Raw genomic sequence first — 15,136 nt, forward strand, 5'->3', positions numbered from 1 at the left:
GCATACAGGAGAAAACGACGATGCGACAAAAAAGAAACGCGCAAAGGGCAAAGGCAGTGCTTGTTGCCGGCGGTGCGGGATTCCTCGGTTCGCATCTTTGCGAAGCATTGCTCCGCGACGGCTGGCGCGTGATCTGCGCCGACAATTTCCTGACTGGGCGCATGGAGAACATCATCTCGATCATGGACCAGCCGGGTTTCCGATTGATCGAGCAGGACATCTGCCGGCCATTGGATCTCGGCGAGCCCGTGGAGCGTATCTTCAATCTGGCATGCGCTGCCTCGCCGCCGCGTTACCAGGCCGACCCGATCCACACCACGCGAACCTGTGTGATCGGCACGCTCAACCTGCTTGAACTCGCTGCCCACAATAACGCGCGGCTGCTACAGGCCTCGACGAGCGAAGTGTATGGCGATCCGGAGCAACATCCTCAGAAGGAGGACTATGTTGGCCATGTGAACTGCACCGGCCCACGCGCCTGCTACGACGAGGGCAAGCGCACCGCCGAAACGCTTTGCTTCGACTATCTTAGAGCCGGCAAAGCCGACGTGCGCGTCGCGCGCATCTTCAACACCTACGGTCCGAGAATGGATCCGGCGGACGGCCGCATCGTCTCGAACCTGATCATGCAGGCGCTCGAGAAACGTCCTCTGACGATCTTCGGCGACGGCTTGCAGACGCGATCCTTCTGCTACGTCTCCGATCAGATCGATGGATTGAGGCGACTGATGGATATCGATCCCAATCCGGGCAAGCCGGTCAACCTGGGCAATCCCGGAGAATTCAGCATCGTGCGACTGGCGGCGTTGGTAAAGGCGATGACCGGCACCAAATCGGATCTGAGATTTCTGCCGCTGCCGCAAGACGATCCTCGGCGCAGGCAGCCCGATATTTCGCGTGCAAAAGCGCTGCTCGGCTGGACACCGAAGGTGCCCCTCAACGAAGGGCTCAAGCTGACGATCGATTATTTCGCGGCGCTCGAAGGCAGTCGCATCGGCGATCAGATGACAGGCTTTGCCAAAAGGGCGAGACCCGCATCCGGCGGGCTGCAGAACCTTCCGGCATGATGCGAGCCGGCGGTCGAATCTTTCCCGAGATCGTGCGGAACATCCGCCCAAGCTTGTGGTTTGGCGGGAGGACCCGATACGGAGGATCATCCTCATGCGACCCAAGCGACCCGCGAGAGAGATCGACCAGATGGCCGAACACGAGACGGCTGCCTATCTGCGGCGCGCCTCGATCACCTATCTCGAGTGCTGCGTCAGCCTGATGATGACGCATCTCCAGCGGGAGGAAGTGGCCACTATTCTCGAGCAGGAAGCAGACATGTTGCGAAGGCTGGACTGATCGGAACGATCATGGCCGGCATTCGTCCAGGAACCGTATCAGTCGCATCCTATATCGGTCTGCCGTCGCGGCCAGCCTTGCTTTTTCCCGGCCATTTTCAGATTGCGCAGCCGTGCTCCAGAGCCCGAGCTGGAATGCCAAATAGCACGGTTCGAAAAAGCCGATGTGGCCGTTGTCGATGGCAAGCTTCATTCCTTGGACCAGGGTCCTCACATCGCTGTCGGATAGCCCGTACTCGACACGGGCGCCGGCAATGTCCCACTCAATCGGCTGGCAGCCAATCAAATCGTGTGCCCGGCAATGGTCGACAGCATCTGTCTTGAGCACCCTGCCGTCGGCACGAACGAGAAATTCCCACGGTTGGAGCTTTCCGTCGATTTCAACCCGCTGCAGCCCGCTCGCGGGGGTCTGTTTCGAGAGCCAACCGCGCAACGTCGCCGCGCGTTTTTCGCCCACGGCTTCCGACGCATTGGAAACAGCCATCTCCGCGAGTGCAAGCAATGATGCACCCGGTTCGCAAGTTCGAAGATTGACCGCACGCCAGGCCAGGTAATTTGTGAACTCCGCGATCCGTCTTTCCCTGGGCAGCGGCGCCTGATCCATCGTGGTGCCGTCAATCCACCGTTCAACCAGAAAGCCATGGCAAAGCGCGACAACTTGCGATCCGAACCCGGCTTCATACAACATCCCCGCGGCTCGTTTCTTGCGCAGTCCGGTTTCGCCGAGGCCGGCAAATTTGACGAGCCAGCGGTCACGCCCGGCGGACGCCAGGAATTTGCGCCGCTCGTTACCGCGTGGGCTCGGCGGCCAGCGCCCTTCATCGGCGTAGTGGGCGGCCCGCCACTCGCCGCCAGATAGCTCGGTCAGGCTTAATTCCGGCCTGCCGACCGCCTCGGCCACCCAGTCGCGCAACGTGGGAATTTTCGAGCTTTCGGAGAAGGTGCATTCAAACGCCGTCGCCACATGCTTCGGACAGCGCGACCATGTCTCCCGAGCCTCCCGCGACGCTTCGATGCCCGGGCCGCCTGAATGGCTGGGAAACAGGTGAATGCGGTCCGTATCGATACCCAGTTCACGCAGCCACACGATAACGGCATGCATCGAACTGCCGGACAGGCCAGGACCCTCGTCGACAACGGCGAAACGCGCCGATGGATTGTTCATCCAAGTGGCGATCGACCGCGGATCGGCGTTGATATGCCTGCGGAAGGGATGGCCGATCGGGCGAACGCTGAATGGTGCCGGCGCACCAATCGAGGCCGCCACCATAGCTGCCAGCCCGAGGCCAATGCTGCGGACGCCGATCACGCATGTGTTCGCATCGAGACCCGACTTCTGCGCCGCGTCCAAATAGCTTTCGGGATAAAGCGCATAATGCGCATAACCCTCGGCAGAGCCGGTCAGAACCTCGGCCTGGCAGTCGAGCCCGGCCAGCAGTTTGAAAAGTCCCGGGTCGATGCCACCGCCGGCGTCAAAACCGCTTCGCCACGACTTCGCCACCTCTGCCGCAAGTCCGACCAGCAACCTGGCGCCTTGCTGTTGTCGTGGCGAAAAGATGTCGATGCCGCTAGTTTCGAAATCGACATCGGCAAGCGCCTGAACCAGCTCCGACACGCTGATGAACAGTCCGACCAATGCAGCATGGCGTTGGATGCCATGAGACATCCGATCCAGGCTTTCGGCCATTTCGCTTGCTGCTTCGCGAAGCTGTTGTGCGTTCTGCGTCTGCTTGTGGTCGCCGTAGACGATCATCGATCGGTTTTCCAATGCTTGCCGTGCGGCAACGCATCGAATGCAGCTTCGATCCATGCTGTCTCACGCAATTTTTCGATGGGCGAGGAACATTCCGGCACGCTGATGGTTCGGCGCCAGGAACTTACCTTTGAACAACATAGGGTGGCGGTTCGTGGGATCGAAAAAGGTTCGTGTTGGTATCGTTGGTGTCGGCAACTGCGCATCCTCCCTCGTGCAGGGCCTCTCCTTTTACCGTCACGCGAAAAGCAACGAACCAATCCCTGGGCTGATGCATGCCGACCTCGGCGGCTACCATGTCGACGACATCGAGATTGTCTGCGCATTCGATGTCGCCAGGAGCAAAGTTGGCCTCGACGTCGCGGAAGCGATCTACGCCGCCCCCAACAACACGTTCCGCTTTGCCGACGCGTTGACAACCGGCGTTCGCGTCGAGCGCGGACCGACGCTGGACGGGATCGGCAAATATTTGCGTGACGAGATTGAAGAAGCTCCGGAGCCGGTTGCCAATGTCAGCGAGATCCTGCGCGACAGCAACGCTGACGTGCTGGTTTCCTACCTGCCGGTGGGTTCCGAGGAGGCGACCTGCTTCTATGCCGAATGCGCACTCGAGGCCGGCTGCGCCTTCCTCAATTGCATACCCGTTTTCATCGCCTCACGTCCGGAATGGCGCCGGCGCTTTGAGCAGCGAGGACTGCCGCTGGTCGGCGACGATATCAAGAGCCAGGTCGGCGCGACCATCGTGCACCGGTTGCTGGCCAATCTCTTTCGCGAACGCGGCGTGCGCATCGACCGCACCTATCAGCTGAATTTCGGCGGCAACACCGATTTTCTCAACATGCTGGAACGCGAGCGGCTGGAATCGAAGAAAATCTCGAAGACACAGTCCGTGGCCAGCCAGTTCGATGTTCCCCTGGAGCCGGGCAATATCCATGTCGGCCCGAGCGACCATGTGCCTTGGCTCACCGATCGCAAATGGGCCTATATAAGGGTGGAAGGCACGACTTTCGGCGGCGTGCCGCTCAATGCCGAACTCAAGCTGGAAGTCTGGGATTCTCCAAATTCAGCCGGCGTGGTGATCGATGCGTTACGCTGCGCCAAGCTGGCGCTCGATCGCGGCATAGCCGGTGCCCTGACCGGTCCCTGCAGTTATTTCATGAAGTCGCCTCCCGAACAGTTCACCGACGCCGAAGCGCGGCAGCGCACGCTTGCGTTCATCGCTGGCAAGGACGAGCCTTTGCTCGATGCCGCAGAATGACGACGACCTTCTTTCTGATCCGCCATGCGGCACACGACAATGTCGGCTCTTATCTTGCAGGCCGGATGGACGGCGTTTGCCTCGGCGATGCCGGCAAGGCACAGGCAGCGCAGCTTGGCGGCCGCATGGCCCGGGAGCCTATCGTCGCGATCCTGTGCAGCCCGCGTGAGCGTACGCGAGAGACGGCGCTGCCAATCGCGCTAGCCTGCGGTGTCGGGGACATCGCGATCTGCGCCGAACTCGACGAGATCGACTTCGGCGACTGGTCGGGAAAGACTTTCGATGAGCTGAATGGCGACGCCAGTTGGCGAGCGTGGAATGACCAGCGGCAGGAGGCAAGGACACCGAGTGGCGAGACCATGCAGGATGTCCAGCAACGCATTGTGTCGCTGATGGCCGCGGTCCGCGAGCGGCATCAGAACCAATGCGTCGCCCTGGTCAGCCATGCCGATGTGATCAAGGTCGCCGTCTGCACCGTCCTTGGCTTGCCGGCCGGTGACTGCTTTCGCTTCGACATCGATCCCGCCTCGATCACGACGATCGTGTCGGGGGACTGGGGGGCGAAGCTGATCCGATTGAACGAAGTTGCCTGACGAGGATTTGCCGGATGCAGATGGTCATTTTCGGTCTTACCGTCACGTCTTCATGGGGTAACGGCCATGCCACTTTATGGAGGGGACTGATCAGAGCCCTCGCCCGGCGCGGCTGGTCCATTACCTTCTTCGAACGCGACACACCCTACTATGCCGGAACGCGCGATCTCGATCATCTGGACGGCGGCAACGTCGTGCTCTACCCGGACTGGGAGGACATCCGCCGGGTCGCGGAGCAAACGATCAAACGATCGGATGTCGTGATCGTCACCTCTTATTGTCCCGACGCCGTGGACGCCTCGCGGCTGGCGCAGCAGGCAGGGCGCGGAGTGCGGGTCTTCTACGATCTGGACACTCCAGTCACGCTTGCCCGCATCGAACAAGGTGAGCGTCCACCCTATTTCGGCCCCGAGGGTCTTGCGGATTTCGATCTCGTCCTGAGTTACACAGGCGGCCCGGCGATCGACGCGCTAAAGACGGTGCTGGGTGCGCGCTACGTGGTGCCGCTCTATGGGCATGTCGATCCCGACCAACACCGGCCGGCAGCGCCGCGAGCCGATTTCAGGGCCGATTTGTCCTATCTCGGAACCTATGCGCCAGATCGCCAGGCAGCAGTCGAAAATCTGCTGGTTCGCCCAGCTGCGCGCTTGCCGGACCAGCGCTTCGTCATCGGCGGCGCACAATACCCGCAGGAGTTCCCGTGGAGCGACAACATCTTCTTCGTCAGGCACCTTCCGCCGGCCGATCACCCGGCGTTTTTCTCATCCTCTCGTCTGACGCTGAATGTCACCCGCGAGGCGATGGCGCAAAAAGGCTGGTGCCCTTCGGGCCGGTTGTTTGAAGCAGCGGCATGTGGAGTGCCGATCATAACCGACACCTGGCCCGGCCTAAGCAGCTTCTTCGAACCCGGCAGCGAGATCCTGCTGGCCCACGACACCGATGACGTCGTCGCGGCGCTCGCCTTACCCGCACGAGAACTCGATGCCATCAAAACCCGAGCGCGCGAACGGGTTCTCGACGAACACACCTCTGCCCGGCGCGCGGCGGAGCTGGACCACATTCTAAACGACGCCTTTCAAAGATCTCCCGGCGAACCGATGATGGAAGCAGTCTGATGTTGGGCATCGTGCCCGCTGCCGGGCGCGGCAGCCGCATTCAGCCGCTCGGCTTCTCCAAAGAGCTGCTGCCGGTCGGCAGTCGGATCGATGGGCAGACCGAGCGTCCCTGCGCCGTGAGCGAGTATCTGGTGCGGCGGATGGTGCGCGCCGGCGTCGACAAGATCTGCTTCATCATTGGATCGGGCAAATCCGACATCCTCGAATATTACGCCGCCGGCTATGGTGACGCCGCGGCTCTCTTCGTGGTGCAGCCCAATCCGGTTGGGCTTTGCGATGCGATTTTTCGGGCAGCTCCTCTCGTCGCGCCCAATGAGGTCGTCCTGGTCGGCCTTCCCGACACGATCTGGTTTCCCGAGGATGGCTTCTGTCATTTGCCTGACGATCAGCTTTCATTTCTGCTCTTCCCGGTGGATCGTCCGGAATTCTTCGACGCCGTCATTGTCGATGACCACGAGCGCGTGATCGAAATCCAGGTCAAGCAACAGGATGCCGGCACGAACTGGGTTTGGGGTGCGTTCAAGATGCCGGGCCAGATTCTGCATCAGCTTGCGGCACTCTGGCGCGAGCGGGAATGCCGTGACGAATATATCGGCACGTTGGTCAACGCCTACCTTGCGGCCGGAGGTCAAGCCTCCGGCGTCAAGGCTGGGTCCGCCTATGTCGATGTCGGCACGTTCAATGGCTATCGCACGGCTCTGCGGCTGCTCGAGGACGGCGCCGCACCCGTCCATCACCAAACCGCCACGATTATGCCAGGTGCCCGTTCGCATGTGCCTGTCGTTCCCGGCGAAGGAGCCTGATCATGCTGCATTCCCATGCCGAAATCCGCCGCCGTATCGATGCTCTCGGCCCATGGTTCCACAACATGGAACTGGCGGGTGTCGAAACCGCTCCCAACCATTTTCTCGGCAATTATCCGCTGATCAAATGGCGCAAATTCGCCGAGGCCATTCCCGCGGATCTGACAGGCAAGACGGTGTTGGATATCGGCTGCAATGCCGGTTTCTATTCCATCGAGATGAAACGGCGNCTTTCGGTCTACGACGTCGGCGCCCTGCGCGAAACATTCGATATCGTGCTGTTCATGGGGGTGCTTTATCACTTGCGCCACCCCTTGCTCGCGCTCGACCTTATCCGTGAGCATGTCGCCGGTGACCTGATGATCTTCCAGTCCATGCAGCGCGGCAGCACAGATCTGCCCGAGATGGAAGAGAACTATCATTTCTGGACGCATGACCTGTTCGACCGGCCGGAATTTCCCAAGCTCCATTTCATCGAGCACCGCTATGCCGATGACCCGACCAACTGGTGGATTCCCAACCGCGCCTGCACCGAAGCGATGCTGCGCAGCGCCGGATTTGAAATCGTCCTGCATCCGGAGCAGGAGGTCTATTTCTGCCGCGCCGCCGGCGACCCGGCCAGTGGCGGTCCCGTCTACCCCTCGAAAGGACAGCGCCATGATTGAAGCCGCGATGATCTGGAACGAGCCCAACAACAAATCGCATTGGGACCCGGAACTCGACCCTGATTGGAGCCGCTTTGCCAGGATGGCGATCCTGTCGGCGGACGCAATCGCATCTGAAAACCCGGCTTTGACCAAAGTGCTCGGCGGCATCTCGCCGATAGATCCGGGGTTCATCACCCGCATGAAGGAATTCGGCGTGCTGGATCATGTAGATGCCGTCGCTGTGCACGGCTTTCCCCTCGACTGGAATCTGTGGCAGATCCAGGAGTGGCCGCAGAAGATCGGCGAGATCGCGACCGTCACCGACCTTCCCATCTGGGTCAGCGAAGTCGGCGTATCGACCTTCGGCGCCGAGGAAATCCAAGTCTGGGGGCTCAAGCGCACAGCTGAATTGCTGCTCGGCAATGCGCCACGCATCCAGTGGTACAGCCTCTATGATCTTCCGCGTGAATGGGAAGCAACGACGCGGCACCGCGAAGCCGAGGGCTCGTCTTATTACCGGCATTTCCATATGGGGCTGCTGCGCCAGGACGGCACGCCAAAGCCCGCGCTGGAGGAATTCCTGCGCCATGCACCTGCAATGGGCCTGGTGCAGTGGTTTCATTTCGAAGACCCGCGGCTGGACGATGCGGTCGCCTGGATGAAGCGGCTGGGTGTCACCAATATGCGTACCGGGCTTTCCTGGGCGGACAGCTTTCGGCCGAATGCGCTGGACTGGTTCGACCGGCAGATGGAAGCACTCGCCGATTTCGATGTGACGGTCACCTTCTGCTTCACACCTCAGCACCGCGGAATGATGCCCCACCACACCAGCCCCCCCCTGGTGCCGGAGGAGTTCGCGGAATTCTGTTCAACCATGATCCGCCGCTATGCGCCTGGCATGACATCCGCCTCGCTCCCCACGCAGCGGGCCTCGGCCGCGTGAAATGTCATGGTGCCTATGCATCAGATGCCGGGCTCCGCGACGCCGTTGACAGGTGGAGATGCGGCGCAGGGCAACGAGACGCGACCGGCCGCGACGCTCACCGTCCTCAATGTCGCCTACCCTCTCGCACCCGTCGGCCCCGACGCTGTCGGCGGTGCCGAACAGGTTCTGTCGATGCTCGATCGGGCACTGGTTCAGGCCGGTCATCGATCTATCGTCATTGGCTGCCGAGGCTCCAGAACGAGCGGCACGCTTGTGGAAATACCGGCCGAAAACGGCGTACTCGACGAGGCGGCGAAGAGCCGCGCCCAACAGGCCCATCGCGACGCGATCGCGGCTGCCCGCGCCCGATGGCCCATCGACGTGGTTCATCTGCACGGCATTGATTTCGACGCTTATCTGCCCGACGATGGTCCGACCTTGGTGACCCTCCACCTGCCATTGGATTGGTATCCGGCCGCGGCATTGCGCCCGACGCGCGGTGACCTCTGGCTCCATGCGGTCTCGACCAGCCAGCAGAAAACCGCGCCATCAGGCGCCAGGCTGGCGGCGCCGATTCCAAACGGCGTTGACATCGAAGCACTGACCCTGCTGCAGCCGAAGCGCGACTTTGCCCTTGTTCTAAGCCGGGTTTGCCCGGAAAAGGGCGTCCACCTGGCGCTCGACGCAGCCAAACAGGCAGATGTGCCGCTGGTCATCGGCGGCAAGGTCTATCCCTATGAAACGCATACGCGGTACTTTCGCGATGAGGTCCAATCTCGCCTCGATGGCCGCCGCCGCTTCCTTGGCCCGCTCGGCTTCACCGCCAAGCGACGCATTCTCAACGCAGCGCGCTGTCTGGTCATTCCGAGCCTCGCAGCCGAGACCAGCTCGCTTGTGGCCATGGAGGCCCTCGCCTGCGGTACCCCGGTAGTCGCCTTTCCAAATGGTGCGCTTCCCGATGTCATAGAGCACGGCAGGACGGGCTTTCTCGTCGACACGGTCGATGAGATGGCCCAAGCCATTCTTGCGGCGTCCAGCTTGGATGCCGAGACATGCAGGGCCGAAGCGCGACGGCGGTTTTCGCTGGAACGGATGATCTCGTCTTACATGGACGCCTATCAGGCGCTGGCACAGCTTGGCAGTGGTCGCCGGCGCTTCGCCGCGGTGCCGTGAGTAAAGCTGTGCTGCGCAGCGAAATCATCGGTGACCTCGCACAATTCGACGCCTTGACGCCGCACTGGTGGAAACTGTGGCAGCAGAGTCCCTCGGCGACGCCGTTTCAATCTCCCGCCTGGCTGGTGCCATGGTGGCACGCATTCGCACCCGGTGAACTGGCGACGGTCGCGGTATGGCGCGGCGGCGATCTGGTCGGGCTGGCGCCGCTCTATCTTGAGCATGGGACCGCCGGTTCGAAGCTGCTTCCGGTCGGCATTTCGCTCAGCGACTACCTGGACATTCTGGCTGTCCCTGGGATCGAAGCCGAGGTCGTCGCCATTGTCGCCGAGTCGATCCTCTCGATCGGGTGGGTGCAATGGATCTTGTCGGACTTGCCGCAGGACAGCGTCGCCCTTGCGATGACGCATCCCGAGATGGATTGGCCGACCGCCCATGCCGCCTGCCCCGTGCTCGCCCTCGCCGGCGACGAAACGCTTGCAGGCTGCGTCCCCGCAAGACGCAGACGCCAGTTGCGTCGGGCGCGTCAAGCCGCATCAAGATGCGGCCGGATCGCGCTGTCGTCGGCGAGCGGCAGTCCGCAAACCTTCCTCGATCAATTGATCCGCCTGCACAATATGCGCTGGGCCGAACAAGGAGGCGGTGTGTTGGCCAACGCCGCCGTCGAGCAATTCCATCGGCTCTCACTTCCCGTGCTCGATGCTCACGGTCTGGTGCGATGCTGGCTGTTCGCGATCGATGGCGGGACCGTCGGCGCCTATTACGGATTTCACCACCGCGGCCGTGCCTATGCGTACCTCGGTGGCTTCGACCCTGCTTATGCCGAGGAGAGCCCAGGCGCGATCCTGATTGGCCACGCAATCGCGGAAGCGATCCGCGAAGATGCGCGCGAGTTCGATTTCCTGCGCGGCCAGGAGGCCTATAAATATGGCTGGGGCGCCGTCGACAGGTGGACGACGCGCAGGATCTGGACGCGGAGTTGATGCATGAGTGTAACCGCACCGAAAGCCGCCCAGCGCCCGACATCGGTCAGGCTGGCGGTTGAAGACTGCGTGGCTGATGGCATTTGCGCCGAAGGCGTTCTCGTCAGACTGGCGCTCCACCTGCCGCCCACAATTGGAGCGGCGGAATTGGCGGAGGTCGTGCTGAAGGTCCAGCCGGCGGATGCCGGCGACGCAGCAAGGCTGCGAAAGGTCGCCGGACTGCTGCGCTGCAAGCCAGACGTCTTCGCCATGTTGCAGGCAACGGGTGGCGCCGTTCGGCATGAGCGCGATGAGGATGAGACGAATGTCGCTGTCGTCAGGCGGCTGGCCTCCAGCTTCGATGCCGCGGCAGCGATTTCGGGAGCCGCGAGTGTCCAACTGGCATCCCTCGGCGATGAGGCAAGGCTCACAGCCACGACCAACGAAATCGTTGCATGGCTGGAATCGCGAGAATTCACCGGAAGGGAACGGAGCATCCTCGACATCGGTTGCGGCATCGGCCGTTTCGAGCGTGCGCTGTGCAAATCCTTCAAGCGGATGGTCGGCATCGACATATCGCCGCGGATGATCTCCATCGCCTCCGAGCAATGCGCCGCGCTCGGCAATGTCGAGTTGCGACAAACCTCCGGTCTCGATCTGTCCGAATTCGCCGATGCCAGTTTCGATTGCGTGCTGGCGGTGGACAGCTTTCCCTATCTGGTTCTGGCCGGCATGGCTGATCGGCATTTCGACGAAATTGCGCGCGTTCTGAAACGGCCGGGCTGGCTCGCCTTGCTGAACTATTCCTATCGCGGATCACTTCTCTCAGACCGCGATGACATCGGCCGTCTGGCGCAAGCTCATCAATTGCGGGTCCTCATCGACGGCGAGAAGCCGTTTCGGTCGTGGGATGGCGACGCCTTTCTGCTCGCTGGGTGAAGCGGAACATTACAGCGCGATGCCAGTTCGGACGTCGAACAACGGGCACCGACGAGTGTCCCCGATTCGAAGGAGGATATCATGGCATCCGGCGGTAAAAAACATTTCGGCCGCAGTAGCCAGGCAAGAGTGCCGACGCCGGCGCGGTGACCTCACCGGAGAAGGACGAGATCGAAGAAAACGCGGTCTTGTCGAATCGCGACAAGAAGCAGCATGGCCAGGAGCGCGGGCAGGACGGCAATCGGATCAAGTCCGATCAATATCCGGGTCACGCCGCTGACCGATTGCCTAAGGACTGAACGCTACCGCAGCGCGTCCATGGCCCGCGGCGACGAAGGAGCAGCAAGGAAATAAACCTGTGCAAGGGGCCGCTGGTGAGCTTCTTGGCGGTGGACACCGCCTTGTAATGCAAGGCGCTTACCACCACACTAGGATCAAGGGACCGCTATCAAGAGAATGTGATGTCTCGTTCGAGCGACGATACCGCGGATCCGCATGTCGAGATGGCTGTGGATCAGGAGATTGCTTCCCTGCTGGCCGCCATAGAGCAGGAAAAAATTCCAGATCGCCTGACCGAGCTGGCGATCGAATTGCAAAACGCGCTCGTCGAGAAACGTCGACGCGACGTGAAGAACTGACTATCTGCGGCCGTCGACCTCGACATCGAGCTGACCATCCGACAGCTGGTTTCGTCTTTCCATCAATGTCTGCAGCGAACTCTCCCCCAGGAATTCAAGGATGTTGGCGCGCGCACGGTTCAGGCGGCTTTTGACCGTCCCGACCGCGCAACCGCATATGTCGGCGGTTTCCTCGTAGCTCACTCCCAAAACGCCGATCAGCATCAGGACCTCGCGTTGGTGTTCAGGCAGCCTTTGAATGGCGCCGTGAACTTCCCTGCTCTGAACCGTCCATTCCTGGGTAGCTTCCGAAATTGGCCTCGAAGACGCGCAATCGAGCAGGCCGGGCGCCTCCCGGGCAGCGATCTTGACCCGGGTGTAATAAGTGTTGCGCATGATGGTGAAGAGCCACGACTTCATGCGCGTACCGGGTTCGAACTTGTCGATGTTGGCGAGACCCTTGGTCAGTGTCTCCTGCACGAGATCGTCGGCGTCGTCGGGGACGCGGCAGAAGGTGCGCGCGAATGCCCGCAGGGCAGGTATCAGGTCAACGATGGAAACTTCACTGGTTTCCTGGTCGGCCAAAAGGCAGCCTCCGGATGACAATGGTCCAGCTCCCAGAAGAAAGAGTGTGTGAACGCAGCCCCAGCTAAATGCATGGAAGTTTGGTTCGTTCCTCGTGCTGGAGACAACTCTTCATAAATTCTGCGCAGGCGGAGATATCTGTCATCCGATCGGCGCGCACCATCGCCGCAGCAGTCACGGCTCCTCCGACAGCGGTGTCTCCAGCGTCCATTTTTTACGGGAACAAAGCCGCTCACCGGCAGTTTGATGGCTTGACCACTTCAACCTTCCGGTATCGATCGAGGACCTGTCATGGCCAAATCCGCTCGCCCCTCCGCTCGCCAATCGGCAAGTGGACTGGATCAGAATAGCGCGCGCGGAAATGGCGGCGAGTTGCACCAGATCGCGGGGGACGAAACGCCTGCCCTTACGACGGCGCTCGGAACGCCTGTCTCCGACGACCAAAACACATTGCGGATCGGTGAGCGCGGACCATCGCTGATCGAGGACTTTCACTTTCGCGAGAAGATTTTCCACTTCGACCACGAACGCATCCCGGAAAGGGTCGTTCATGCCCGCGGCTACGGTGCGCATGGTTTTTTCGAGACCTACGAGTCACTTGCCAAATACACACGTGCCGACATTTTCCAGCGAGTTGGTGAGAAGACGCCGGCATTCGTTCGTTTCTCGACGGTTGCCGGCAACAAGGGCTCGTTCGATCTCGCCCGCGACGTGCGCGGCTTCGCGGTCAAGCTCTACACCAAGGAAGGCAATTGGGACCTGGTCGGCAACAACATCCCGGTCTTCTTCATCCAGGACGCCATCAAGTTTCCCGACCTGATCCACGCTGCCAAACAGGAGCCCGACCGTGCCTTTCCGCAGGCACAGACGGCGCACGACAATTTCTGGGACTTTATCAGCCTGATGCCGGAATCGATGCACATGGTGATGTGGATCATGTCGGATCGCGCGATCCCGCGTTCCTTCCGCTTCATGCAGGGCTTTGGTGTGCACACGTTCCGCCTCGTCAACGCGAAGGACGAATCCACCTTCGTCAAGTTCATCTGGAAACCCAAGCTCGGCATGCAATCGGTGGTCTGGAACGAGGCGGTCAAGATCAATGGCGCCGATCCCGACTTCCATCGCCGCGATCTGTGGGAGGCCATACAGGCCGGCAATTTCCCGGAATGGGAGTTGACGGTGCAACTGTTCGATCAGGCGTTTGCCGACAGTTTCGACTTCGATATCCTGGATGCAACGAAGATCATTCCCGAAGAGGTCCTCGAACCAATTCCGGTCGGTCGGCTGGTGCTCGACCGGATGCCGGATAATTTCTTCGCCGAGACCGAGCAGGTGGCGTTCATGACGCAGAATGTGCCGCCCGGAATCGATTTCTCCAACGATCCGCTTCTGCAAGGCCGCAACTTCTCTTATCTCGATACCCAATTGAAACGGCTGGGCAGCCCGAACTTTACCCATCTGCCGATCAATGCGCCGAAGTGCCCGTTCGCCCATTTTCAACAGGACGGGCACATGGCCATGCGCAACCCGGCCGGTCGCGCCAATTATGAGCCGAACTCATGGGGACTGGGACCGCGCGAGGATCCGCAGCGTGGCTTCCGTTCTTTCGCCGATGCCGAAGAAGGGCAGAAAGTACGTCTGCGCGCGGAGAGCTTCGCCGATCACTACAGCCAGGCCCGGCAATTCTTCAACAGCCAGACACCACCGGAGCAGCGTCACATCGCGATGGCGCTGACATTTGAACTGAGCAAGGTCCAGGCACCGGCGATCCGCGAGCGCATGGTTTCGCATTTGTTGAACATCGATGAAACGCTGGCGACCACGGTCGCCGACAAGCTCGGCGTCCGTGACCTGCCCGAACCTGCCGAAGCCGCCGTTACGCCGCGTGATGACTTGCCGCCGTCGCCGGCGCTCAGCATCATTCAAAATGGGCCTGATAGTTTTGAAGGCCGCAAAGTCGGTGTCATGCTTAGCGATGGAGCCGATGTCGCGCTGTTCGAGGAACTTCGTTCCGCCATCGAAGCGGAAGGCGCGGTGATGGAGGTGGTTGCGCCCAAGGTGGGCGGCGTCGAAACCGCCGACGGCACTCACATCGAGGCAAGGCACATGATCGACGGCGGTCCATCCGTATTGTTCGACGCGGTGGTGCTGCTCCTCTCCGAGGCGGGCGCCGAGTTGCTGGTCAAGGAGGCCGCTGCGAAGGATTTCGTGTCTGATGCGTTTGCGCACTGCAAGTTCATCGGCTTCACCACAGGGGCCGAGCCGCTCCTGATCAAAGCAGGCGTCGCTCCCGATGCCGATGAGGGGTTGACGCGGCTGGATTCGGCAGCTTCGGTAACTGCGTTTGTGCAGTCATGCCGCAAACTGCGGCTCTGGGCGCGGGAGGCGGCTGTCAAGCTTTGATGCGATGGCGCCAGCTG

Annotated in this window: 15 protein-coding genes; 13 read left to right on the forward strand and 2 right to left on the reverse strand. The window is 61.2% G+C overall.

Annotated elements, in window-relative coordinates; translation table 11 throughout:
- Nucleotides 1-20 precede the first annotated feature (20 nt).
- Nucleotides 21-1,067, forward strand: coding sequence for a UDP-glucuronic acid decarboxylase family protein (locus tag X735_RS160455; RefSeq protein WP_023809477.1), 1,047 nt, complete (start codon nucleotides 21-23; stop codon nucleotides 1,065-1,067).
- Between the two features lie 94 nt (nucleotides 1,068-1,161).
- Complete coding sequence (locus X735_RS160450; protein WP_023809478.1) at nucleotides 1,162-1,347, forward strand: hypothetical protein; 186 nt, start codon at nucleotides 1,162-1,164, stop codon at nucleotides 1,345-1,347.
- Nucleotides 1,348-1,356: 9 nt separating this feature from the next.
- On the opposite strand, the gene X735_RS160445 is transcribed toward X735_RS160450, so the two are convergent.
- Complete coding sequence (locus X735_RS160445; protein WP_023809479.1) at nucleotides 1,357-3,099, reverse strand: hypothetical protein; 1,743 nt, start codon at nucleotides 3,097-3,099, stop codon at nucleotides 1,357-1,359.
- A gap of 154 nt (nucleotides 3,100-3,253) precedes the next feature.
- Here X735_RS160445 and X735_RS160440 point away from each other — a divergent pair, with 154 nt between their 5' ends.
- The 10 genes from X735_RS160440 to X735_RS1000000167145 all read left to right on the forward strand — a co-directional run bounded on the left by X735_RS160440 (nucleotide 3,254) and on the right by X735_RS1000000167145 (nucleotide 12,152).
- Nucleotides 3,254-4,357, forward strand: coding sequence for a myo-inositol-1-phosphate synthase (locus tag X735_RS160440; protein ID WP_023809480.1), 1,104 nt, complete (start codon nucleotides 3,254-3,256; stop codon nucleotides 4,355-4,357).
- Nucleotides 4,354-4,950 carry a histidine phosphatase family protein gene (locus tag X735_RS160435; protein ID WP_023809481.1) on the forward strand — a complete coding sequence of 199 codons (597 nt, stop codon included), beginning with the start codon at nucleotides 4,354-4,356 and terminating at the stop codon, nucleotides 4,948-4,950. Before X735_RS160440 ends, X735_RS160435 begins: the two co-directional genes overlap by 4 nt.
- A gap of 14 nt (nucleotides 4,951-4,964) precedes the next feature.
- On the forward strand, nucleotides 4,965-6,065 hold the full coding sequence (locus tag X735_RS160430) for a glycosyltransferase (protein ID WP_023809482.1): 1,101 nt from the start codon (nucleotides 4,965-4,967) through the stop codon (nucleotides 6,063-6,065).
- Nucleotides 6,065-6,868 (forward strand): sugar phosphate nucleotidyltransferase, encoded by an 804-nt coding sequence (locus X735_RS160425; protein WP_023809483.1) that lies wholly within the window; start codon nucleotides 6,065-6,067, stop codon nucleotides 6,866-6,868. The genes X735_RS160430 and X735_RS160425 overlap by 1 nt, the downstream gene beginning before the upstream one ends.
- 2 nt (nucleotides 6,869-6,870) lie before the next feature.
- A complete protein-coding gene (locus X735_RS160420; RefSeq protein WP_023809484.1) occupies nucleotides 6,871-7,533 on the forward strand; it encodes a methyltransferase domain-containing protein in 663 nt (220 codons plus the stop codon).
- A complete protein-coding gene (locus X735_RS160415) occupies nucleotides 7,526-8,458 on the forward strand; it encodes a beta-xylosidase (protein WP_023809485.1) in 933 nt (310 codons plus the stop codon). Before X735_RS160420 ends, X735_RS160415 begins: the two co-directional genes overlap by 8 nt.
- Nucleotides 8,459-8,464: 6 nt before the next feature.
- Nucleotides 8,465-9,613 carry a glycosyltransferase family 4 protein gene (locus X735_RS160410; protein WP_032908815.1) on the forward strand — a complete coding sequence of 383 codons (1,149 nt, stop codon included), beginning with the start codon at nucleotides 8,465-8,467 and terminating at the stop codon, nucleotides 9,611-9,613.
- Between the two features lie 8 nt (nucleotides 9,614-9,621).
- Nucleotides 9,622-10,596 carry a GNAT family N-acetyltransferase gene (locus tag X735_RS160405; protein WP_032908818.1) on the forward strand — a complete coding sequence of 325 codons (975 nt, stop codon included), beginning with the start codon at nucleotides 9,622-9,624 and terminating at the stop codon, nucleotides 10,594-10,596.
- 3 nt (nucleotides 10,597-10,599) lie between these two features.
- Entirely contained in the window at nucleotides 10,600-11,514 is a 915-nt protein-coding gene (locus tag X735_RS0133675; protein ID WP_031212594.1) for a class I SAM-dependent methyltransferase, read from the forward strand.
- Nucleotides 11,515-11,975: 461 nt separating this feature from the next.
- The gene (locus tag X735_RS1000000167145; protein ID WP_023809490.1) at nucleotides 11,976-12,152 is read left to right on the forward strand and encodes a hypothetical protein; all 177 of its coding nucleotides are present in this window, start codon (nucleotides 11,976-11,978) and stop codon (nucleotides 12,150-12,152) included.
- Here the strand turns inward: X735_RS1000000167145 and X735_RS160400 are convergent, their stop codons facing one another.
- Nucleotides 12,153-12,716, reverse strand: coding sequence for a sigma-70 family RNA polymerase sigma factor (locus X735_RS160400; RefSeq protein ID WP_023809491.1), 564 nt, complete (start codon nucleotides 12,714-12,716; stop codon nucleotides 12,153-12,155). It abuts the gene before it with no gap.
- Nucleotides 12,717-13,007: 291 nt separating this feature from the next.
- Here X735_RS160400 and X735_RS160395 point away from each other — a divergent pair, with 291 nt between their 5' ends.
- Nucleotides 13,008-15,119 (forward strand): catalase, encoded by a 2,112-nt coding sequence (locus X735_RS160395; protein ID WP_023809492.1) that lies wholly within the window; start codon nucleotides 13,008-13,010, stop codon nucleotides 15,117-15,119.
- Nucleotides 15,120-15,136: the final 17 nt, after the last annotated feature.

The organism is Mesorhizobium sp. L2C084A000 (assembly GCF_000502875.1).
Lineage (GTDB): Bacteria > Pseudomonadota > Alphaproteobacteria > Rhizobiales > Rhizobiaceae > Mesorhizobium.